The sequence below is a fragment of the Rhizobium sp. BK275 genome (genome assembly GCF_014193555.1).
Taxonomy (GTDB): domain Bacteria; phylum Pseudomonadota; class Alphaproteobacteria; order Rhizobiales; family Rhizobiaceae; genus Rhizobium.
Map to the genome: position 1 here is coordinate 144,831 of NZ_JACHZL010000010.1, position 18,653 is coordinate 163,483.

Genomic DNA, 18,653 nt, shown 5'->3' on the forward strand with positions numbered 1-18,653 from the left:
GCGTGGCCCTGATTGCACGGTAGAACACTGCGGTCGCACAGGCGGCCAACTATTCAGCATGTCAGTGATACAATCCGACGGCACAGATGTCTTTGGCGCAGTCTAAGATGCCAAGCTCCCGCCGGCTGTCAATATAGTATTAAAACGCGATCAAGGGGCACGGACCAAGTGTCCTGCATTGCCAGGCGGTGACGAGTTGGCGGATCGAGACCGGATGCCCCCGGCCATGTCACTCGTCGCTGCCCAAAGACCGCACGTAAGCGAGTGACCTCGAACGCGCGAGGTCGCCTTCATGGGAACTGCGATGGGGATTGCGGACACCCTTGGCCGGAATCCGCCCTTAGCCGGGATCTCCGGCAGCATCGTCATTCAATCGGGGAAAGCCATGACAAAACACGTCTTGTTCATCGTCACCAACGCATCCGTGATTGGCCCGCACAGTCGCAAGACCGGCTTCTTTTTCGCCGAGGTCGCTCATCCCTACGATGTGCTCGACAAGGCCGGGATCGCAATCGAGTTTGCCTCACCCGCAGGCGGATGGACGCCGTATGACGCGTATGACGAGAAGGACCCTGCTCAGAAGGGATTTCTCGAGAGCAAGGCCTTTCGTCGCCTCAATCACAGCCGCAAGTTAGCCGAGGTGGACGCCGCGGATTACGACGCCATCCTGATCCCCGGCGGCCTCGGGCCGATGGTGGATATCCAGCGCAACGCGGACGTCCAGAGGGCTGTCGTGCGCGCCTGGAGCACGGACAAGCTCGTCAGTGCCGTTTGTCACGGCCCGTGCTCGTTGCTCGGCGTGGAGCTCGGTGACGGCACGCCGTTCGTGCGCGGCAAGAAGCTCACATCCTTCTCGAAAAAGGAGGAATATGACTATGCACGAGATGACGTGCCTTACGAACTCGAGGACGCATTGAGGGCGGAAGGCGCCGAGTACTCGTCTGCGTCCAACTGGGAACCTCACGTCGTCGTCGATGGCCGCCTCATCACCGGCCAGAATCCCGCGTCGGCGGGGCCGCTCGCACAACAGCTGCTCGCCGCTCTGAAGGAGCGGGCGTAAGTCTCTCGGCACCGCGGGGCATGTCGCCGCGACCGGCCCTCTTGCCGGCAGGAGCCGACATTGCGCGGCTCGCGCCTCAGACAGGAATGAACCATGTCCACTCGCATGAAGATCGTGGGTATCCTGACCGCGCGCCCTGGCAAGGTATCCGAACTCGGAGCGTTTCTCTCGGCAATGCGAGTGCACAGCCGGGCCGAGCCCGGAAATCTGCGGTGGGATATCTGGCGAGACAAGGCCAATCCCGACCGCTTCGTGCTCGATGAGCTTTATGCCGATGACGCGGCCGTCGCCGCGCATCGCGAAAGTGCGCACTTCAAGGATTATGCCGCTGGCATCGGCGATCTCGCCGAGCGAACACCGATTACTCTCGACCCAGTCGAGGTCGATTAATCCAGGGGAGAGAATGCCATGAAAAGCGTGATAACAGGATTGCTCGCCGTCATGATCACAACCGCTTCCGCCGTCGTCGGCCACGCAGCCGACAAGCCTGTGTCCATCGTGCTGGTGCACGGCGCGTTCGTCGATGCCTCGGGCTGGCAGCAGGTCCACGACATCCTTTCCGCCGAGGGCTACGAGGTGCTGGCCGTCCAGAATCCCACGATTACCCTGCAGGGTGACGTCGATGCCACCAGGCAGGTCATCGCCCGGGCCAGCAAGCCGGTGGTCCTTGTCGGCCATTCCTATGGCGGGGCCGTCATTACCGAGGCCGGCAGCCTGCCAAAGGTCAAGAGCCTGGTTTACCTCGCTGCATACGCGCTTCAAGCCGGCGAGTCGGTCTACGACATCGGCACGGCGCCGACGCCGGGCGAAGACAAGGCGCCGCTGCTTCCGCCAAGCGACGGATTTCTGTTGGTAGACTTTGCGAAGTTCCCGACATCCTTTGCAGCCGACGTCGATCCCGCCAAGACGAAGTTCATGGCCGAGTCTCAGGTTCCCTGGGGGCTCGGCGCTGTGCAGACAAAAATCACCACGCCGGCGTGGAAGGAAAAGCCCACCTACTTCATGGTGACAAAGAACGACCACATGATCCCGCCCAGCCAGCAGCGTTCCATGGCAGCGCGTGCCGGCGCCAAGGTCGTTGAAATCGCCTCCAGCCACGCCGTGATGCTTTCGCATCCGCAGGAGGTGGCGGACTTTATCACCAGCGCGGCCGCGCCGACGAACTAAGGCACGCCCATACCGTCTTAACGCCCTTGCGAAGAGTGCCGGAGGATTGAACAGGCAGCCGTCGACGAAGCCAAGGTTATCGAGGAGAGGAGAAACGCATGAGAGCCGCGCGCATACTCCAATATCACAAGCCGCTCGTCCTGGAAGACATAGCGGTTCCCGATATCAACGCGGACGAAGTTCTGGTCAAGGTTGCGGCATGCGGGATGTGCCGCTCCGACGTTCTTTTGGTCGACGGATTTTTCCAGAACTACGGCGATATTCCCCCGCCGGTTATCCCGGGCCATGAAATCACCGGCACGATCGAGAAGATTGGCGACGTCGTATCGAAGGCCGCGGGGCTGGAAGAGGGTGATCACGTCGTGGTCGCGCCCGGATGGGGCGATGGCGTATGTCGCCATTGCCAGGTCGGCAACACGCATATCTGCGCCAATGTGCGTTGGCCCGGCTTCGGCACCTATGGTGGCTTTGCGGAATATATTCCCGTTCCGGCACGCTACGTTATCAAGGTCGCGAAGCATTTGAAATTTGAAGAGCTTGCTCCGCTGACCGATGCCGGATTGACGCCCTATCGCGGCATCAAGAAGATCCGCGATGCCGGTGGCCTCGGACCTGATCGGGTGATCGGCGTGTTAGGCATCGGCGGGCTCGGTGCCTATGCGGTCCAATATGCCAAGCTGCTTGGCGCTGGTGCGGCCGTCGTTGCATTCGCCCGCAATCCGGACAAGCTGGCCATCGCAAAGAGCTATGGCGCCGACCACATCATCGATATCAAGGGCAAGTCCGCTGGCGATATCGGCAAGGAGCTCAAGAAGGCCACCGGGCAGGACAAGCTCGATGCGATCATCGATTGCGCCGGTGCGCGGGAGATGATGCAACTGGGGTTCGCCTTGTTGGCGATCAGTGGCCACTATGCGGATGTCGGCTTCATCGCCGATCGCATCGACATTCCGTTGTTCCCGCGAGTCTCCGGCGAGCAGACATTTCATGGGTCTTTCTGGGGTAATAACGCCGACCTCAGCGAGGTGATGGCGCTCGCCGCCGCAGGCAAAATCCAACACACTATCAAGACAATCAGTTTCGATGAGATCAACGAATATCTCGATCTCCAGCGGGACAATAAAGTCGTCGGGCGGGCGGTCGTGAAGTTCTGATGCCGTCAAGGCCCGATGCAGCCGCCGAGCAGTGCACAGGAGTTTGAACATGTTCCAAAAGGCCTTTGAACCGCAATGCAGGGCGGTGGTAACCCATTGCACAGATGCGGCGCAACACCGGCGTCGCGGTTTGACGCTGTTTGCGCTGGCGTTTGGAAGCTTCTGCATCGGGACGTCCGAATTCGCCAGCATGGGCGTTCTGCAGCTCTTTGCCGAAAGCCTCGATATCAGCATACCGGTGGCAACAAATGCGATCACGGCCTATGCGTTCGGGGTCGTGATCGGTGCCCCTCTCGTCACGCTCGCTGCCGCGCGATTTAACCGGAAGAGCCTGCTTCTGGCATTGCTCGGCCTTTTCATCGTCGGCAATATTCTCTCGGCGCTTGCCGCCAATCTCGGCATGTTCGCGCTCGCCCGCTTCATCAGCGGTATGCCCCAAGGCGCTTATTTCGGTGCCGGCGCCGTCGTCGCCTCCTATATCGTGGGGCCTGGACATGGCGGCAAGGCCTTTGCCCTCGTCATGACGGGATTGACGGTTGCGACCATCATAGGCTCGCCGCTCGCTACCTTTCTCGGCCAGAACCTCGGCTGGCGGAACACCTATTTCGCCGTTGCCGGCGCGGGTGTGCTGGCGCTTCTGGCCCTTTGGGCATGGGTGCCGCGAACCGAGGCGCTGGACGGCGGGCCGATCGCACAGGAACTGAGTTCGCTCCGCCGAGGCTCCGTCTGGATCATGATGCTGGTCGCCGCCTTGGGCGTGGCGAGCATCTTCGCCGTCTACACGTTCATCGGACCGTTCGTGACCGATGTCGCTGTCATCGACAGGGCATGGATCCCGGTGGCGCTGGCCCTCTTCGGTATCGGCATGACGGCAGGGAACCTTATCGGCGGACGTATCGCCGACAGCCACCCTTCGTGGGGGCTCGTCGTTGGCTTCGGCAGTGCGCTCATCGTACTGGCGGTCCTCGCATCATCAGGGGGAAATGTCGCGCTGCTGATGATCGGCCTCTTCGGTGTCGGCACGACGATGATGATTGCCATCCCTACCATCCAGGTAAGATTGACGAGCTTTGCGCCGGAAGCACCAACTTTGATGGGCGCCATGAACCTGGCGGCCCTCAACGTTGCCAACGCCATCGGCGCCTGGGCCGGCGGAGCGGCGATCGCGGCCGGATTCGGCCTTCTCTCGGCGGTCTGGGCCGGGTTCCTCTTGACGCTTCTTGGCCTGGTCGTCTTTGCAATCACGCTGCCGCGCGCGCCTCAACTCGCTGCTGCCTGAGGCGATAGCGTACCGTTTAGGGTGTCGATGGAGATCGAAGCGTGGCGATGATATCAAGTATGAGCTCCCGCCGATGAAGAAAGAAAGCCGGTCCTTTAGCGATATCTGCGCCGGAATTGACAAATAATATTTCCGGCCGTGTCTCTATCAAAGATAAAGGCGCATTCGATACTGTTTATTTACCATGCAATATTAAGTTCCGAGAACGTGCTCGCTCAGGAGGTGGATCGAGCGCGTAAACGGCGGTTTGCCGCATCTTGGGGATCGATCATGAAGCTCACCATTGCCAGAAATCTCGCCATCGTGGGCATTGCCGTTTCCGTCGGCATGTTCGCTTCCTTCGGGCTGCAGCAGGCCGCACTCGAACGGCTCAAGGTCAACGGGCCGATCTACGAGCAGATCGTCTATGGCAAGGACCTGATCGCCGATATCCTGCCGCCGCCGCTCTTCGTGGTCGAATCCTACATGCTGTCGCATGAGGCCAACGATTTTCCCGACCTTGTTGATGCCAACCTCGCCAAGATCGCGACGCTGAAGGCAGCCTATGAGGATCGACGCGCCTATTGGCAGACGACCCGCCTGCCGCAGCCGCTCAAGGACGAGCTCAACAGGCAAGTGCTGGCCAAGGGCGACAACTTCTGGAAGGTGATGGAAGAGGATGTCATCCCGGCACTCAAGACCGGGAAAGGCGGTGCTGCGGCCGAACCGATGGTCAAGCTGAGAACCGCCTTCCACGAACATCAGGATGCGGTCGAAAAGCTGGTGGTCAATTCCGATACCTATCTCAAGGGGCAGGAGAAGAATGCTGCCGATGAGATCATGACCTGGACCTCGGCCGCCGCAGCGGCTTCGCTCGCATCCTTCCTGCTGCTGCTTGCCGGCCTCTATTTCTTCCGCCGCCGCGCCATCCTGCCGATCGATGGCATGAAGCGTTATATGAGCGGCCTTGCCAATGGCGATTTCTCGCAGGACGTGCCCTTTGCCGAGCGCAGCGACGAGATCGGCCAGATGGCGCAGGCCGTCGTCGTCTTCCGCACCAACTCGCTCGAGCGCCGCGAAGCGCATCTGCGCGAGGCGGGAGCCAAGGAAGCCGAAGTGACCCGCGAACGCCAGTTGGCCTTGGAGCGTGCTTCCGAGGAATCCGCCCGTGACGAGGTGATCCAGTCGCTCACCCGGGCACTCGATGAACTGTCGCGCGGCAATCTCGGCTTCCGCATCGATACCAGGTTCTCATCCGCCTACGAAGAGCTCCGCGCTGCCTTCAATTCCAGTGTCGATACACTGTCCAGCTCGATCGATGCCGTCTCCGGCGCGACCAGCACGCTGCGCCATTCTTCGCATGATATCGCCGGCGCCATGGAGGCGCTGTCGAAGCGGACCGAGCAGCAGGCGGCGACCATCGAAGAGACATCGGCCGCACTCACCGAAATCACGTCGGCCGTCGGCAATTCCTCGTCTCAATCGGCCGAGGCAAGCCGGATGACTGATGAGACCAGCAAGGCCGCGCTGCAATGCGCCGAGTTGATGCGCGAGGCAATCGCGGCAATGCAGCGGATCGAGGGTTCGTCCGACCAGATCGGCTCGATCATCAACGTCATCGACGACATCGCCTTCCAGACCAACCTTCTGGCGCTGAATGCCGGCGTCGAGGCCGCCCGCGCGGGCGAAGCCGGCAAGGGTTTTGCCGTCGTGGCACAGGAAGTGCGCGAACTTGCCTCCCGCTCGGCCAATGCCGCCAAGGAGATCAAGGTTCTGGTCTCGACATCTTCGGACCAGGTCGGCTCGGGCGTGGCGCTCGTCAACCGCACGGGCGAAGCGCTCTCCCACATCGAGACCAGGGTCCAGCATGTCGGCCGGCTGATCGATGCCGTGGTCACGTCCTTGAACGTGCAGTCCTCGGCGATCGGCGACATCAACAGCTCGGTTCATGCGATGGACGAAGTGACCCAGCGCAACTCCGCCATGGCGGCGCAAACCAATTCGGCCTGCAAGGGGCTCAACGAGCAGGTCCTGGCGCTGGAAGAGATCGTTTCGCGCTTCCGGATCGCCGCTGCACGGCCCGTTGTTGCGGCAACTCGCGCCGCCTGAGCCGAATTGCTCCAGCTACTTTTTGGGCGGCTCGAACAATTCGATGGCGTTGCCGGCGGGGTCTTCGACGAGGACCTGCTTGCCGCCCATTCCGGCGACGATCTCGTTGCGAAACCGTGTGCCTGATCTGCGCAGGCGTGCGACCTCGTCTTCGATATTGTCGACCTCCAGCTGGATGCGGTTCCATCCGCCGGGTTCGGGCCGGCGTCCATCCGGCATGGGCTGGGACGCGCCGCCTGGCCCGGTCGTGCCGTTTACGAGCAGGCGAAGATCGCCTCGGGTGAGCATGGCGAAGCTCGGCGCCGGATGCATGGTGAGCGTAAAGCCGAGCGATTGCGTATAGAAGGCAATCGCTGCATCGACATCGTCGACGATATAACGAACGCTGACTGTGGCCATTCAATTCCTCCTTCGGATAAGGTAGGGGCGTGCAGCATCGGATATATGGCGTTCGGGTCGAGATCTTGTAGCCGTGTGAGGGAGATCGGGAACCGGGACCGGAGGGCAGGCGTTCGGCCTGCAGCCGCCAGACGGACTGGCGGTTCATCGAAACCCGAACCATGGGAGAATACTGATGGTCAGTGCAGCCGATCGAGATCCGCGTCACCATACGCAGAAAATGCAGGTGCGCCTTCAGGAGATGATGGACCATCTGCGGGAAGATATCGTTCATGTCGACGAGCCGCAGCTGAAGGCGATGTTCGAAACTGCAGCCGAGGTGCTGGGCGGGCTGAAGAAGGCATTCGGCGATTACGAGAAGAAAAACGAGCCGGCCTGGAAATAGGGCGGGCGAGCAGATATCGTCGCCGGCAACAAGGTTATCTTCGACGTTGGCGGGACGCGCGCTGAATACGATGCGATCGACGTGAAAGAACTCTGAGGTGAGGGGAGATCGATATGTTGGATTTGAAAGCTCTTCGAACGCTTCAGGGTGAGGACGAATACAATGCGGCGTTGAAGGAAGTCCGGCCGTATTTCGAGAACGAACCCGGCGAAGGGTCCGATGACGCTGCGCATTTCGACGCGCTCGTCCTTCTGATCTTACAGTATGAGACCAGGCACTATCGGATCCCGGCTGCGAGCCCCCGGTTGAGGTGATCAAGTCGGCGATGGCGGCGAGGTTTCGTCCAGCTAACGCAGAAATAATTCTCGTTCAGGTTTTCAAGTTTTATGGAAAAGTGAGATGTGGAGGAGGCGGGATGCATTTCCTTGGAGTTTTCGCGATCGGAAGTCTCATAGGGGCGGGGATTTTCCACGTCGGCATGCTCATCGCTTTCGAACGCTTGGCAAATGAGGTGAATAAATACGGACCCAATTTGGTGACCAAAATCGGGAAGGGCCTCCCGGAAATTGATCTGCGTAGTCAAGCCATCCCATCAGAATTAAAGAGCAAATTCGTCCTTTACAGGCGGGCGTGGGCGGTTGTCATTTCGATTTTTATGATGCCGGTCGCAGTCTACTTGTTCACCAAGGCATTTGTTGCGGCAGTTTAAGCCCCTCCCACCTGTGGGGAGGGGTTGGGGAGGGGCCTTTTCTTACGGTCGGAGATCAAGCCCCTCGCGCCAACCCATGCTCCACCAGCCGGTCGATGACCTCGGCATAGGCCACACCGCTGGCGGCCATCGCCTTGGAATACATGCTGATATCGGTGAAGCCCGGAATGGTGTTCACCTCGTTGACGACGAAGCGCATGTCCTCCATCAGGAAGAAATCGACGCGGGCCATGCCGTCGCAGCCCAGCGCCCGGAAGGCGCGGGCGGCCATGTCGCGGATGCGGGTTTCGACCTCGGCGGGCAGTTCGGCCGGCACTTTCAGGGCAGCGCCGTTCTCGTCGAGATATTTGGCGGTGTAGCTGTAGAAGCCGTGGCTTTCGGCGGGCGCGATCTCGCCGGGGCGGGAGACGAAGAGGCCGCCCTTCGTGTCTTCGAGCACGCTGCATTCGATCTCGCGTCCGGCGATGAATTCCTCGGCGATGAGCTTGCGGTCATGGCTGAAGGCCTCTGCCAGCGCGGGGGCGAATTCCTGGCTGCCGGAGACTTTTCGCACGCCGACGGAGGAGCCCTGGCGGGCCGGCTTGATGAAGAGCGGCAGGCCGAGCGCGCCTTCCAGCGTTTCCAGCGCAGGCGGGCTTTCCTGATCCAGTGTCACCGAGCGGGCCACCGGCAGGCCGGCGGCCTTTAGCAACTGCTTGGCGATATCCTTGTCGAGCGCCGTTGCCGAGCCCAGGATGCCGCAGCCGGCAAGCGGCACGCGCGCCACCTGGCAGAGCCCCTGAACGGCGCCGTCTTCCCCATGCAGGCCATGCAGGACCGGGAAGAGGATGTCGATCCTGCCGGCATCAGTGGCCTTGCCATCGGGGCCGATCGCCAGCATTCGGCCATGGCCGCCGGGCACGAGGCAGAGTTCGGTGCCGGAGGAGGGCTTGTCGAGTTCGCCATCGATGAAGCGGCTCTGCAGCCAGCGGCCGTCCTTGCTCACGAAGACGGGCAGGGCGTCATATCGTTCGGGATCGAGCGCACGCATGACATTGGTGGCCGACATCACGGAGACGTCGTGTTCGCTGGAACGGCCGCCGAAAAGCACGGCGATGCGCAGCCTGGATTGGGAAGGGCTCATGAAAATCTCCTTGAAAAGAATTGCGCGGAAACAAAGCCTCTAAAGGCCGACCGCAATGCCTCTGTTGGCGAAGAAGCGGTCGAAGGTGGCGAGCGGCAGGGTGACATCGGCCTGGGTGGCGCGCTCGTGGCCGGACGGGTTGTGGAAGCGCACGCTGCCTTCATCGGCCGCCGTCACCAGCACCAGATGGCCGCCTTTGCCTGGCGGTTCGCGCTCCGGCCAGCGGATCGCGCTGCTGACCGAGGCGATGAAGAAGCGATGGGAGGAGAGGATTTCGGGAATGGTTTGCGCCGGCACCTGTGTCTTCACATCCGCCGAAAGCCCGAAGCGCTCGCGCACGAAGGTCACGAAGGGCGCATAGATCAGCCCCTTGATCGAGGCGTCGGCCTCGTTGACGATATAGCCGCCATAGCTGGTGCAGGTTCTTGCGAGCGAGAGGATCGGATGCGCCTCGCCGCGGGCGGCCAGGATCATCTTCAGGCAGGCCATGCCGCAGACATTGACCGCCCAGCGCGCATATTCCTCGATCGTCTCGGCGCCGGAATTTTTCCAGTTGACATCGCGGTGCAGGGCGCTCGCACCTTCGGCCAGCACGGGCAGGGTCATTTCAGGTGACTCCCACTGGCTGAAATAGGGCACGTCGAGCTTTGCTTGATTCATGTCGTCTCCTGGGCATTGCGATGCGAATCCCGCTTGAAAGTGGCTCAATCTAAATGCATTCTGACAAGACTTTGAAGGTCCACTTTGCTCATCGTGCGTGAGCCACTTGTACCGGCTATTGGGGGTGGGGAGCTTTCATGACGCTGACGAGAAGACGCGAAGCGCCATCGGCTTCTTTCCGGCCTGATCTCGATCCGTCGTCATCGGCACCTTTGCCGCGGCAGCTTTACCTCTCGTTACGGAATGCCGTGGCGGAAGGGCGGCTAGCCGCCGGACAGCGACTGCTCTCGACGCGGCTTGCCTCAGCGGAATGGGGCATTTCGCGCGGCGTCATTGCGGAAGCCTATGAAATCCTGATGTCGGAGGGTTTTGCGGTCGCCCGTCACGGCTCAGGCACCTATATCGCCTCTTCTGTTCCCGAAGGTGCGACGCGGATCGATCCCTCGGATGCCGCCAGCGCGCAAACCATCCGCCGCAGCGTGTCGGCCGCCGCCATCAATATCCTGACGCGCGGGCCGAGCCTGGAGCCGCAGAAGGCCCTGCCATTCGTCACCGGCCGCATCGCCCATGACGAGCGCACGGCGCGGCTTTTGAACCGCATCGCCGCAGGGCATATGAACTATGCTTTCGAAGGCTATGGCGACATCCAGGGCGACTTGCGGCTGAGAGCAGCGATCAGCGCCCATCTTGCCGTCTCGCGCGGGGTGCGCTGCAGCCCCGACCAGATCTTCATCACGGCGGGTACGCAGCAGGCGCTCGACCTTGCCTTCCGCGTGCTGATGACGCCAGGCGATACGGCCGTCGTCGAAGATCCCTGTTATCCGCCGGCGCGGCAATGCCTCGTCCTGAACGGCATCGATGTCGTCGGCCTGCCGGTCGACGCTGACGGCATCGATATTTCCCGTCTGCTGGGCGGAACGCTGCCGCCGCCCGCCGCCTTCTACGTCACGCCCTCCAACCAGTATCCGGTCGGCTCGGTGCTGTCGCTCTCGCGCCGGCTCGGGCTGCTTTCCTATGCCGAGGAGAACGATTGCTGGATCATCGAGGACGATTACGACAGCGAATTCCGCTATCAAGGCCACCCGATCGCCTCGCTGCACGGCCTCGACAAGGCAAACCGCGTTCTCTACACCGGCACCTTCAGCAAGGCGCTGCTGCCGAGCCTGCGCATCGGCTATCTCGTGGTCCCCGCCGATCTCGTGCCTGCCTTCCGCGCCGTGCGCCCCGCCGTCGACCGTTGCCCGCCGAGCTTCCAGCAGCGGGTGATCGCCGATTTTCTGGAGGAGGGCTATTTTCCGGCGCATCTGCGGCGGCTCAGGGAGCGGCTTCGGGCCTCGCGCGACATGCTGGCGGGGTTTCTGGGGGAACGGTTGGCGGAGCATCTGGCGGTGCTGCTGCCGGATCAGGGCATCAATCTCACTGTCAGGAGCACCGGCGGCTGGGACGACGACACGGTGGTTTCCGCTGCGGCGCTGAGGAAGGGCGTGGTGGTGATGCCGCTGTCGCGGATGAATGTGGTCTCGACAGATCGGTCGCGGTTGCTGCTCGGGTTTTCCGGGCTTTCGGAGGAGGAGGCGGATATGGGGACGCGGGTGCTTGCAGAGGTGTTTGCGGGTGGGACGTTTTTGACGGTAAGGTGAGGGGGCTGCAGAACCGAGCATTTATTAAGGCGGCGGGCTCCAACCTTCCTCCAAAGCGAACCTTCGGAACTTTTCTGATTCGGGAGTATCGGCATCGCTACCCCCGCAGGATCTTCTCCATCGCTTTTCCCTTGGCCAGTTCGTCGATCAGCTTGTCGAGGGTGCGGATCTCCCTCATGGTCGGCTCCTCGATGTCTTCGACGCGCACGCCGCAGACGATACCGGTAATCAGCGATCGGGAAGGGTTCATCGCAGGCGCCTGCGCAAAGAAATCCTCAAAGCTGGTCTTCTGCGTCAGCTGATCGTCCAGGCTTTCCGGGCTGTGCCCCGTCAGCCAGCAAATGATCTCATCGACCTCCGCCTTGGTGCGTCCCTTCTTTTCGGCCTTGGCGACATAGTGGGGGTAAACGCTCGCAACGCTGACGGAATAGATACGATGCTTCGTCATGCCTCCTCCCAAGGGTTTCAGATCTTCCTTGGTGGAAGATAGCCGAGAGCCGCGTCGTGTCACCCTTTGCGGCGCGATTCCGCCGGATCTTTGCGTGGGACGCGTGCCGATGCCGCCTTGGACAGGCCGAGTACACACCGTCTTCGGGGCGGCCCGAAGCGGTCGTCAGGACTGGCCGCAGCATTTCGCAGCGGTCGCCGATCCGCAGCAGGTGGTGGCCTGCGCCTGCTCGGCGAGCCATCGGTCACGCGGCTTGCAGCTTGCGGGTCGCGGCGAGAGTTCGACATGCACCGCGCCGGCGCGGAGCGTTGGCATCGCCGCGCAATAGAGCTGCATCGGCTGGACACCGTCGCTGACTTCGAAGGTCAGCCTGGCGGTATCGTCGAGCCTGACGTGTTCGGTAACCTTGCGGATGATGGCGTAGAACTTGCCGGCGGGCATGTGGGTGCGGTCATCCTCGTCGATGTCCCAGAGCTGAATGAAAATCTCCGTCCAGGCCTCCGGGTTGGCGCCGCAGTCGAGCGCCGAGAACTGGCCTGCCTTGACCTCAGTGACGTGATAGCCCGGCTTCACCGGTCGTCCGTCGTAATAGAAAATCAGCTGACAATCCCTGGCTGCCGAAAGCACACCCATGAGGTCGCCGAGGCAGATATCGTCCTTGTGCATTTTGCTGTTGTCGATGGCGTTCATTTGCGCTAATCCTCGTTTCAACGATTCAAGGATTGTTGAAATATGGATCAACGTCAAGCCCTCATCGCATTCGGCGCATTGTCCCAGGAAACGCGACTGCACATCATTCGCATGCTAGTCGTCACCGGCCCTGACGGCATGGCGGCCGGCGCGATTGCGGAGAAGCTCGAAGTTTCGCCATCGAATGTGTCCTTTCATTTGAAGGAACTCGAACGTTCCGGCCTGATCGCGCAACAGCGCGAATCCCGCTCGATCATCTACACCGCGAACTATGAAGCGCTCGGAGGCCTTGTTCGCTTCCTGATGGAAGACTGCTGCTCCGGTCACCCGGAAATCTGTGCGCCTGCCGCTGAGGTCGCGGCCTGCTGCACCCCTAAAATGGAGGAGAAACTGCAATGACCACTGACCGCGTCTACAATGTGCTCTTTCTCTGCACGGGCAATTCGGCCCGTTCGATCCTGGCGGAATCCATCCTGAATACGGAAGGCAAAGGCCGCTTCAAGGCCTATTCGGCCGGCAGTCAGCCGAAGGGCGAGGTCAATCCGCATGCCCTGAAGGAGCTTGAGGCACTAGGCTATCCGACAACGGGCTTTCGCTCGAAAAGCTGGGATGAATTTGCAGAACCGGGTGCGCCTGAGATGGATTTCATCTTCACAGTTTGCGACAGCGCTGCCGGCGAGGCCTGCCCCGTCTGGATCGGTCATCCGATGACTGCTCATTGGGGCGTTGAGGATCCAGCCGCCGTGGAAGGCAGCGAAGTGGAGATTGGCCGCGCCTTCGCCCAGGCCGCCCGCTTCCTGAAGAACCGCATCATGTCCTTCATCAGCCTGCCGCTCGCGTCGATCGACAAACTGGCGCTGGAATCGCATCTGCGCCAGATCGGGACGATGGAAGGCGCCAGCATCAAGCAGCCCAAGGCAAGCTGATGGGTTTCGATCTCAATCAGCAGGCCTTGGAAGGCCATGACGACGGCCTTCGCGCCGCGCTTTCGGGTGCCGGGCTTCCGGTCGATGACCTCACAGATGCCGACCGACGCTTCTACCGGTTTTCGCGTGATCGCGAGACTGTCGGCTTCGGCGGACTGGAACTCTACGGAGAGTGCGCGCTTCTGCGTTCCATCGTCGTGATATCCGATCGCCGAGGCCTTGGCTTCGGCCAGGCGATCACCCTGAGCCTTCTCGATCAGGCCCATATGGAAGGCGCCGACGCCGCCTACCTGTTGACCGATACCGTCGCTCCCTTCTTTCAGGCGCTCGGGTTTCGTTCCATCGCCCGCGATGAAGCGCCGGCGGCCATCCTGGCGACGCGGCAGGCGGCAAGCCTGTGCCCGGCATCCGCCGCCCTGATGGTCCGGAGCCTGCCGGCATGAGCGCGCAGACATTTCCGCTGTCACGGCGATTGGCCGCCGAAGCTCTGGGCACGCTGTTGCTGGTGGCAACCGTCGTCGGCTCGGGCATCATGGCCGACGGTCTGACGGATGATACGGCGCTGGCGCTGCTTGCCAATACGCTGGCGACCGGTGCAATCCTCGTCGTGCTGATTACCGTTCTCGGTCCAATATCGGGTGCGCATTTCAATCCGGTCGTCTCGCTGGTCTTTGCGCTGCGCCGCGAATTGCCGGCCGGTTCGGTTCCGGCCTATATCGCTGCGCAGATCCTTGGCGGCATTGCCGGCACGATGCTGGCGCATGGCATGTTCGCCCTGCCTTTGCTGCAAGCCTCGGACACGATACGGTCAGGCGGTGCGCAATGGCTCGCCGAGGTGACGGCGACCTTTGGCCTCGTCTTCGTCATCCTGTCAGGCATCCGCTTCCGCGCCGATGCCGTGGCATGGCTGGTTGGCCTCTATATCACCGCCGCCTACTGGTTCACGGCATCCACGTCCTTTGCCAATCCGGCCGTCGCGATTGCCCGATCGATGACGCACACATTCTCCGGCATCCGCCCGATCGATCTGCCGGGCTTCATCGTCGCGGAAGTCGTCGGCGCATTGCTGGCGACGATGCTCGTCGGCTGGCTGCTGATGGACGCCCGCAATCCCGACACCCTCACAGAGACGGAACCCACCCCATGACCATGGACGTCACGATCTACCACAACCCCGACTGCGGCACATCGCGCAACACGCTGGCGATGATCCGGAACGCCGGCATCGAGCCCACCGTGATCGAATATCTGAAAAACCCGCCGTCGCGCGAAGAACTGGTGAAGATGATTGCCGATGCCGGCCTGACGGTGCGGGAGGCGATCCGCGAAAAGGGCACGCCCTACGCGGAACTCGGCCTCGACAATCCATCCCTGACGGACGAGCAATTGCTCGACGCCATGCTCAAAGACCCTATCCTGATCAACCGGCCCTTCGTCATCACGCCTTCCGGCACGCGACTCGCGCGTCCTTCGGAGGTGGTTCTGGATATTCTGCCGGATACACATAGGGGCGCTTTCACCAAGGAAGACGGCGAGAAGGTGCTCGACGCCGAGGGCAAGCGCATTGTCTGATCTGCCTGCTGCTTCGCCGGCACATCTGCGCCAGGTCGACTTCGGGGCGCTGCGGCCTCCATTCTCGACGCACAAGCCGCGCATCCTGATCCTCTATGGCTCGCTTCGCGCCGTCTCCTATAGCCGCCTGCTTGCGCAGGAGGCGGGGCGGCTGCTCGAACATTTCGGCTGCGAGGTGCGCATATACAATCCGGAAGGCCTGCCGCTGCCGGATGGTGCTCCCGTGTCGCATCCCAAGGTGCAGGAGTTGCGCGAACTGTCGCAATGGTCCGAAGGTCAGGTCTGGGTGAGCCCCGAGCGCCACGGCGCAATGACCGGCATCATGAAGGCGCAGATCGACTGGATTCCGCTATCGGTCGGTTCCATCCGGCCGACGCAGGGCAAGACGCTCGCCGTCATGCAGGTCTCCGGCGGTTCGCAGTCTTTCAATGCGGTTGGGCAGTTGCGCATCCTCGGTCGCTGGATGCGGATGATCACCATCCCGAACCAGTCGTCGGTGGCGAAGGCATTCCAGGAATTCGACGTTGACGGCCGCATGAAACCGTCATCCTATTACGATCGCGTCGTCGATGTCTGCGAAGAACTGGTGAAGTTCACCTGGCTGACGCGCGACGCGTCCGGCTACCTCACAGATCGCTACAGCGAACGGAAGGAGGAAGCTCAGAAACTGGAGCAACGCGTGAGCCTGAAATCCATATGAGTGAACGCGTTCCGCTTGCTGCCGTCGCCGCGCTCGGCGTCACGCAGATCATCGGCTACGGCACGCTTTATTACAGCTTCAGCATCCTCGCACCCGACATGGCCGCGCAGTTTTTGTGGTCGAGCGAATGGGTGTTCGGCGCGCTGTCTGCCGCTCTTCTGGTCGGCGGCCTCACGGCGCCGTGGCTGGGCGTGCTGTTCGACAGGATCGGCGCGGGCAGGGTGATGACAGCAGGCTCTCTTGCGGCGGCCGTTGCGCTGACCGCCTGCGCTTTCGCCCCCAACAAGGCCGCCTATGTTGCCGCGCTGATCGCCATCGAGGTCTCCGCCAATCTCGTTCAATACGGCGCCGCCTTTGCGCTGCTCGTGCAGATCCGCCCGCAGGTCGCTTCCCGCAGCATCACCTATCTGACGCTGATTGCCGGCTTCGCCTCGACGATCTTCTGGCCGATCACCACGGCGCTGCATGCACATCTCAGCTGGCAGAACGTCTATCTTGTCTTCGCCTTCCTCAACCTTGCCATCTGCCTGCCTGTTCACGCGTGGCTGTCGCGCAGCGGAACCGCGCGCCGGGCCGTCGCATCGGCCGCTGCCCCGCCGGTGGTGGGACGTTTGCCGCCGCAACGCCGCCGGCTCGGCTTTGCGATCATGGTTGCGGGTTTCTCGCTGATGTCGCTGTCGAGCTCTGCCATGCTGGTGCACCTGGTGCCGCTGCTCTCGGGACTTGGGCTTGGCGCCACAGCCGCGCTTGTCGGCACGCTGTTCGGGCCGTCGCAGGTCGGCAGCCGGCTGATCAACATGATCTTCGGCAAGAACCTGCCCCCGCTCCATCTGGCCGTCATCGCGGCGATGCTCATTCCAGGCGGCGTGCTGGTTCTGCTGTTCTCGGCCCCATCCGTGCCGGGCGCCATGGTTTTCGCCATCATTTTCGGCATGGGCAACGGCCTGCTCAGCATCGTCACCGGCACCTTGCCGCTCCATCTTTTCGGCAGCGAGGGCTACGGCAAGCTGCAGGGCAAGATGATGGCGGCGCGGCTGATCCTGTCAGCGCTCGCGCCCTTCGTGCTGGCCTTCGCGATGGAGAATCTGGGCATCGCAACGTCGCTCGGCATCGTGGCCGCGCTCGGCGGGCTTTCCATCATCGCTTTATCTTCTCTCGCGCTGTTGCAATGACCGCAGCCCCGCCGGAAGTGCTTCCGGCAAAGGGAAGGTCCCTCCGCCGGATTTCTGTCGGCCGGGTGCATTCCATTGCAGGTGGCCGATTGATGACCTGAACTTGAAACCGGAGGCAAAAAGTAATACCTGATTGTGGAGCGGTATTACAGGATTGCGATCATGAGCACCACGGTAACGGCGAAAGGGCAGGTGACGATCCCGAAAGCGGTTCGCGAATTCCTGGGGATCACGCCTGGAAGCAAGGTCGACTTTCACAGGGCTGCAGATGGCAGCGTGGTGCTGACGCGGGCTGACAGGAAAAAGCCGGCGAGCCGCTTCGAGCAGCTTCGCGGACATGCCGGGAAGGGCCTCACCACGGATGCGATCATGGCGCTCACCCGCGGTGATGCGTGACGCTTGTCGATACCAATGTGCTGCTCGACCTCGTAACGAACGACCCGGTCTGGGCCGACTGGTCGATAGACCAGCTCGAAGCGGCCAGTCTCGTGGGTCCATTGCTCATCAACGATATCATCTATGCGGAGCTCGCCGTCCGCTACGAGCGCATCGAGGAGCTGGATGCCTTTATCGACGAAGCGGGACTGATCCTGGCGCCTTTTCCGCGTGCCGCGTTGTTTCTGGCAGGAAAGGCGTTCACGCAGTATCGCCGCGCTGGCGGGTCCCGTACCGGTGTCCTGCCGGATTTTCTCATCGGCGCGCATGCTGCGGTTCAGAGATTGCCGGTCCTGACGCGCGATGTCGGCCGGTACCGCTCCTATTTCCCGACCGTCGAGTTGATATCACCAGCGTGATGATTGAAGGGCGTGCGGTTTACCGAACGAGAGCGAAATGGGCATCAGGAATTATTTGATCGAAGGCGTTTCCGGGACCGGCAAGACCTCGGTCGCAACCGAACTGCAACGGCGCGGTTACCACGTTATCCATGGCGACCGTGAGCTGGCTTATCAGGGCGATCCCCGGACGGGCGAGGCGCTTGTCAGCTCTGAGCATGCGCAGAATAGTCTGGATATAAATTTTCGGCATAGGCACCACATTTGGCATCTCGACAAAGTCAAATCGCTCGTCGCGGACAAAAGCCACCCGATTTCCTTCTTCTGCGGCGGCTCGCGGAATTTCCATCGCTTCATCGATCTCTTCGATGGGGTTTTCGTTCTCGACGTCGATCCGGAGACGCTGAAGAGGCGGCTTGCCGGCAGGGCTGACGACGAGTTCGGCGGAAAACCGGACGAACGAGACCTGGTCTTACGGGTGCATGCAACGAAAGAAGACACTCCCAAGGACGCGGCGACCATCGACGCTACGCGGCCGCTCGCCTCCGTCGTCGACGATATCCTGTCGAAATGCGGAGCGGCCGGCTGAGGGGAGGCGGGCTGTCATCCGGTTCGATCGCGGCGGCGGAGCTTTGCTGCTTTCGGCCCGAAGCAGTCATTCGACGGTCCGATCATAAAAGGCGGCTTCGCGCCCCCGTGGTTGCGCAT

25 protein-coding genes are annotated in these 18,653 nt (G+C 61.8%); 20 read left to right on the plus strand and 5 right to left on the minus strand.

Annotation, left to right across the window (positions count from 1 at the left end; all coding sequences use genetic code 11):
* Nucleotides 1-385 precede the first annotated feature (385 nt).
* From FHT82_RS27750 to FHT82_RS27775, 6 genes are all read left to right on the plus strand, one after another.
* The gene (locus FHT82_RS27750) at nt 386-1,060 is read left to right on the plus strand and encodes a type 1 glutamine amidotransferase domain-containing protein (protein ID WP_183735971.1); all 675 of its coding nucleotides are present in this window, start codon (nt 386-388) and stop codon (nt 1,058-1,060) included.
* A gap of 93 nt (nt 1,061-1,153) precedes the next feature.
* On the plus strand, nt 1,154-1,450 hold the full coding sequence (locus FHT82_RS27755) for a putative quinol monooxygenase (protein WP_183735921.1): 297 nt from the start codon (nt 1,154-1,156) through the stop codon (nt 1,448-1,450).
* Nucleotides 1,451-1,468: 18 nt separating this feature from the next.
* Nucleotides 1,469-2,227 carry an alpha/beta hydrolase gene (locus tag FHT82_RS27760; RefSeq protein WP_183735922.1) on the plus strand — a complete coding sequence of 253 codons (759 nt, stop codon included), beginning with the start codon at nt 1,469-1,471 and terminating at the stop codon, nt 2,225-2,227.
* A gap of 98 nt (nt 2,228-2,325) precedes the next feature.
* Nucleotides 2,326-3,381 (plus strand): NAD(P)-dependent alcohol dehydrogenase, encoded by a 1,056-nt coding sequence (locus FHT82_RS27765; RefSeq protein ID WP_183735923.1) that lies wholly within the window; start codon nt 2,326-2,328, stop codon nt 3,379-3,381.
* A 49-nt stretch (nt 3,382-3,430) separates the two neighbouring features.
* Nucleotides 3,431-4,660 carry an MFS transporter gene (locus tag FHT82_RS27770; RefSeq protein WP_183735924.1) on the plus strand — a complete coding sequence of 410 codons (1,230 nt, stop codon included), beginning with the start codon at nt 3,431-3,433 and terminating at the stop codon, nt 4,658-4,660.
* 270 nt (nt 4,661-4,930) lie between these two features.
* Entirely contained in the window at nt 4,931-6,748 is a 1,818-nt protein-coding gene (locus tag FHT82_RS27775) for a methyl-accepting chemotaxis protein (RefSeq protein ID WP_183735925.1), read from the plus strand.
* A gap of 15 nt (nt 6,749-6,763) precedes the next feature.
* On the opposite strand, the gene FHT82_RS27780 is transcribed toward FHT82_RS27775, so the two are convergent.
* Nucleotides 6,764-7,147, minus strand: coding sequence for a VOC family protein (locus FHT82_RS27780; protein WP_183735926.1), 384 nt, complete (start codon nt 7,145-7,147; stop codon nt 6,764-6,766).
* A 175-nt stretch (nt 7,148-7,322) separates the two neighbouring features.
* On the opposite strand from FHT82_RS27780, the gene FHT82_RS27785 reads away from it, so the two are divergent.
* The 3 genes from FHT82_RS27785 (at nt 7,323) to FHT82_RS27795 (ending at nt 8,241) form a co-directional block, all read left to right on the plus strand.
* Nucleotides 7,323-7,532, plus strand: coding sequence for a hypothetical protein (locus tag FHT82_RS27785; protein WP_183735927.1), 210 nt, complete (start codon nt 7,323-7,325; stop codon nt 7,530-7,532).
* A gap of 113 nt (nt 7,533-7,645) precedes the next feature.
* Entirely contained in the window at nt 7,646-7,846 is a 201-nt protein-coding gene (locus FHT82_RS27790; protein WP_246698237.1) for a transcriptional regulator, read from the plus strand.
* Between the two features lie 101 nt (nt 7,847-7,947).
* The gene (locus tag FHT82_RS27795) at nt 7,948-8,241 is read left to right on the plus strand and encodes a hypothetical protein (protein ID WP_183735972.1); all 294 of its coding nucleotides are present in this window, start codon (nt 7,948-7,950) and stop codon (nt 8,239-8,241) included.
* A 55-nt stretch (nt 8,242-8,296) separates the two neighbouring features.
* Here FHT82_RS27795 and FHT82_RS27800 read toward each other — a convergent pair whose 3' ends face one another.
* Both FHT82_RS27800 and FHT82_RS27805 read right to left on the minus strand, forming a co-directional pair.
* Nucleotides 8,297-9,364 carry a D-alanine--D-alanine ligase family protein gene (locus tag FHT82_RS27800; protein WP_183735928.1) on the minus strand — a complete coding sequence of 356 codons (1,068 nt, stop codon included), beginning with the start codon at nt 9,362-9,364 and terminating at the stop codon, nt 8,297-8,299.
* Nucleotides 9,365-9,403: 39 nt separating this feature from the next.
* On the minus strand, nt 9,404-10,024 hold the full coding sequence (locus FHT82_RS27805) for a C39 family peptidase (protein ID WP_183735929.1): 621 nt from the start codon (nt 10,022-10,024) through the stop codon (nt 9,404-9,406).
* A gap of 137 nt (nt 10,025-10,161) precedes the next feature.
* On the opposite strand from FHT82_RS27805, the gene FHT82_RS27810 reads away from it, so the two are divergent.
* Nucleotides 10,162-11,664, plus strand: coding sequence for a PLP-dependent aminotransferase family protein (locus tag FHT82_RS27810; protein WP_183735930.1), 1,503 nt, complete (start codon nt 10,162-10,164; stop codon nt 11,662-11,664).
* 97 nt (nt 11,665-11,761) lie between these two features.
* Here FHT82_RS27810 and FHT82_RS27815 read toward each other — a convergent pair whose 3' ends face one another.
* Nucleotides 11,762-12,112 carry a DUF2200 domain-containing protein gene (locus tag FHT82_RS27815; RefSeq protein ID WP_183735931.1) on the minus strand — a complete coding sequence of 117 codons (351 nt, stop codon included), beginning with the start codon at nt 12,110-12,112 and terminating at the stop codon, nt 11,762-11,764.
* Between the two features lie 165 nt (nt 12,113-12,277).
* Nucleotides 12,278-12,802 (minus strand): DUF6428 family protein, encoded by a 525-nt coding sequence (locus tag FHT82_RS27820; protein WP_183735932.1) that lies wholly within the window; start codon nt 12,800-12,802, stop codon nt 12,278-12,280.
* A 42-nt stretch (nt 12,803-12,844) separates the two neighbouring features.
* On the opposite strand from FHT82_RS27820, the gene FHT82_RS27825 reads away from it, so the two are divergent.
* The 10 genes from FHT82_RS27825 to FHT82_RS27870 all read left to right on the plus strand — a co-directional run bounded on the left by FHT82_RS27825 (nt 12,845) and on the right by FHT82_RS27870 (nt 18,534).
* On the plus strand, nt 12,845-13,201 hold the full coding sequence (locus FHT82_RS27825) for a metalloregulator ArsR/SmtB family transcription factor (protein ID WP_183735933.1): 357 nt from the start codon (nt 12,845-12,847) through the stop codon (nt 13,199-13,201).
* A complete protein-coding gene (locus FHT82_RS27830) occupies nt 13,198-13,728 on the plus strand; it encodes an arsenate reductase ArsC (RefSeq protein WP_183735934.1) in 531 nt (176 codons plus the stop codon). Before FHT82_RS27825 ends, FHT82_RS27830 begins: the two co-directional genes overlap by 4 nt.
* Entirely contained in the window at nt 13,728-14,171 is a 444-nt protein-coding gene (gene arsN2, locus FHT82_RS27835) for an arsenic resistance N-acetyltransferase ArsN2 (RefSeq protein WP_183735935.1), read from the plus strand. The genes FHT82_RS27830 and arsN2 overlap by 1 nt, the downstream gene beginning before the upstream one ends.
* Entirely contained in the window at nt 14,168-14,875 is a 708-nt protein-coding gene (locus FHT82_RS27840) for an MIP/aquaporin family protein (protein WP_183735936.1), read from the plus strand. The genes arsN2 and FHT82_RS27840 overlap by 4 nt, the downstream gene beginning before the upstream one ends.
* A complete protein-coding gene (gene arsC / locus FHT82_RS27845) occupies nt 14,872-15,300 on the plus strand; it encodes an arsenate reductase (glutaredoxin) (protein WP_183735937.1) in 429 nt (142 codons plus the stop codon). Before FHT82_RS27840 ends, arsC begins: the two co-directional genes overlap by 4 nt.
* On the plus strand, nt 15,293-16,000 hold the full coding sequence (gene arsH, locus FHT82_RS27850; protein WP_183735938.1) for an arsenical resistance protein ArsH: 708 nt from the start codon (nt 15,293-15,295) through the stop codon (nt 15,998-16,000). The genes arsC and arsH overlap by 8 nt, the downstream gene beginning before the upstream one ends.
* A complete protein-coding gene (arsK, locus tag FHT82_RS27855) occupies nt 15,997-17,172 on the plus strand; it encodes an arsenite efflux MFS transporter ArsK (RefSeq protein WP_183735939.1) in 1,176 nt (391 codons plus the stop codon). The genes arsH and arsK overlap by 4 nt, the downstream gene beginning before the upstream one ends.
* A gap of 162 nt (nt 17,173-17,334) precedes the next feature.
* On the plus strand, nt 17,335-17,568 hold the full coding sequence (locus FHT82_RS27860) for an AbrB/MazE/SpoVT family DNA-binding domain-containing protein (protein ID WP_183735940.1): 234 nt from the start codon (nt 17,335-17,337) through the stop codon (nt 17,566-17,568).
* The gene (locus FHT82_RS27865) at nt 17,565-17,966 is read left to right on the plus strand and encodes a type II toxin-antitoxin system VapC family toxin (protein WP_183735941.1); all 402 of its coding nucleotides are present in this window, start codon (nt 17,565-17,567) and stop codon (nt 17,964-17,966) included. The genes FHT82_RS27860 and FHT82_RS27865 overlap by 4 nt, the downstream gene beginning before the upstream one ends.
* 37 nt (nt 17,967-18,003) lie before the next feature.
* Nucleotides 18,004-18,534 carry an AAA family ATPase gene (locus FHT82_RS27870; RefSeq protein WP_183735942.1) on the plus strand — a complete coding sequence of 177 codons (531 nt, stop codon included), beginning with the start codon at nt 18,004-18,006 and terminating at the stop codon, nt 18,532-18,534.
* The last annotated feature ends 119 nt before the right edge of the window (nt 18,535-18,653 follow it).

What these genes read in the sequence shown, in the direction of transcription:
- FHT82_RS27750 (WP_183735971.1), top strand. Translation starts at nt 386, where the DNA reads ATGACAAAACACGTCTTGTTCATCGTCACCAACGCATCCGTGATTGGC.
- FHT82_RS27755 (WP_183735921.1), top strand. Translation starts at nt 1,154, where the DNA reads ATGTCCACTCGCATGAAGATCGTGGGTATCCTGACCGCGCGCCCTGGC.
- FHT82_RS27760 (WP_183735922.1), top strand. Translation starts at nt 1,469, where the DNA reads ATGAAAAGCGTGATAACAGGATTGCTCGCCGTCATGATCACAACCGCT.
- FHT82_RS27765 (WP_183735923.1), top strand. Translation starts at nt 2,326, where the DNA reads ATGAGAGCCGCGCGCATACTCCAATATCACAAGCCGCTCGTCCTGGAA.
- FHT82_RS27770 (WP_183735924.1), top strand. Translation starts at nt 3,431, where the DNA reads ATGTTCCAAAAGGCCTTTGAACCGCAATGCAGGGCGGTGGTAACCCAT.
- FHT82_RS27775 (WP_183735925.1), top strand. Translation starts at nt 4,931, where the DNA reads ATGAAGCTCACCATTGCCAGAAATCTCGCCATCGTGGGCATTGCCGTT.
- FHT82_RS27780 (WP_183735926.1), bottom strand. Translation starts at nt 7,147, where the DNA reads ATGGCCACAGTCAGCGTTCGTTATATCGTCGACGATGTCGATGCAGCG.
- FHT82_RS27785 (WP_183735927.1), top strand. Translation starts at nt 7,323, where the DNA reads ATGGTCAGTGCAGCCGATCGAGATCCGCGTCACCATACGCAGAAAATG.
- FHT82_RS27790 (WP_246698237.1), top strand. Translation starts at nt 7,646, where the DNA reads ATGTTGGATTTGAAAGCTCTTCGAACGCTTCAGGGTGAGGACGAATAC.
- FHT82_RS27795 (WP_183735972.1), top strand. Translation starts at nt 7,948, where the DNA reads ATGCATTTCCTTGGAGTTTTCGCGATCGGAAGTCTCATAGGGGCGGGG.
- FHT82_RS27800 (WP_183735928.1), bottom strand. Translation starts at nt 9,364, where the DNA reads ATGAGCCCTTCCCAATCCAGGCTGCGCATCGCCGTGCTTTTCGGCGGC.
- FHT82_RS27805 (WP_183735929.1), bottom strand. Translation starts at nt 10,024, where the DNA reads ATGAATCAAGCAAAGCTCGACGTGCCCTATTTCAGCCAGTGGGAGTCA.
- FHT82_RS27810 (WP_183735930.1), top strand. Translation starts at nt 10,162, where the DNA reads ATGACGCTGACGAGAAGACGCGAAGCGCCATCGGCTTCTTTCCGGCCT.
- FHT82_RS27815 (WP_183735931.1), bottom strand. Translation starts at nt 12,112, where the DNA reads ATGACGAAGCATCGTATCTATTCCGTCAGCGTTGCGAGCGTTTACCCC.
- FHT82_RS27820 (WP_183735932.1), bottom strand. Translation starts at nt 12,802, where the DNA reads ATGAACGCCATCGACAACAGCAAAATGCACAAGGACGATATCTGCCTC.
- FHT82_RS27825 (WP_183735933.1), top strand. Translation starts at nt 12,845, where the DNA reads ATGGATCAACGTCAAGCCCTCATCGCATTCGGCGCATTGTCCCAGGAA.
- FHT82_RS27830 (WP_183735934.1), top strand. Translation starts at nt 13,198, where the DNA reads ATGACCACTGACCGCGTCTACAATGTGCTCTTTCTCTGCACGGGCAAT.
- arsN2 (WP_183735935.1), top strand. Translation starts at nt 13,728, where the DNA reads ATGGGTTTCGATCTCAATCAGCAGGCCTTGGAAGGCCATGACGACGGC.
- FHT82_RS27840 (WP_183735936.1), top strand. Translation starts at nt 14,168, where the DNA reads ATGAGCGCGCAGACATTTCCGCTGTCACGGCGATTGGCCGCCGAAGCT.
- arsC (WP_183735937.1), top strand. Translation starts at nt 14,872, where the DNA reads ATGACCATGGACGTCACGATCTACCACAACCCCGACTGCGGCACATCG.
- arsK (WP_183735939.1), top strand. Translation starts at nt 15,997, where the DNA reads ATGAGTGAACGCGTTCCGCTTGCTGCCGTCGCCGCGCTCGGCGTCACG.
- FHT82_RS27860 (WP_183735940.1), top strand. Translation starts at nt 17,335, where the DNA reads ATGAGCACCACGGTAACGGCGAAAGGGCAGGTGACGATCCCGAAAGCG.
- FHT82_RS27870 (WP_183735942.1), top strand. Translation starts at nt 18,004, where the DNA reads ATGGGCATCAGGAATTATTTGATCGAAGGCGTTTCCGGGACCGGCAAG.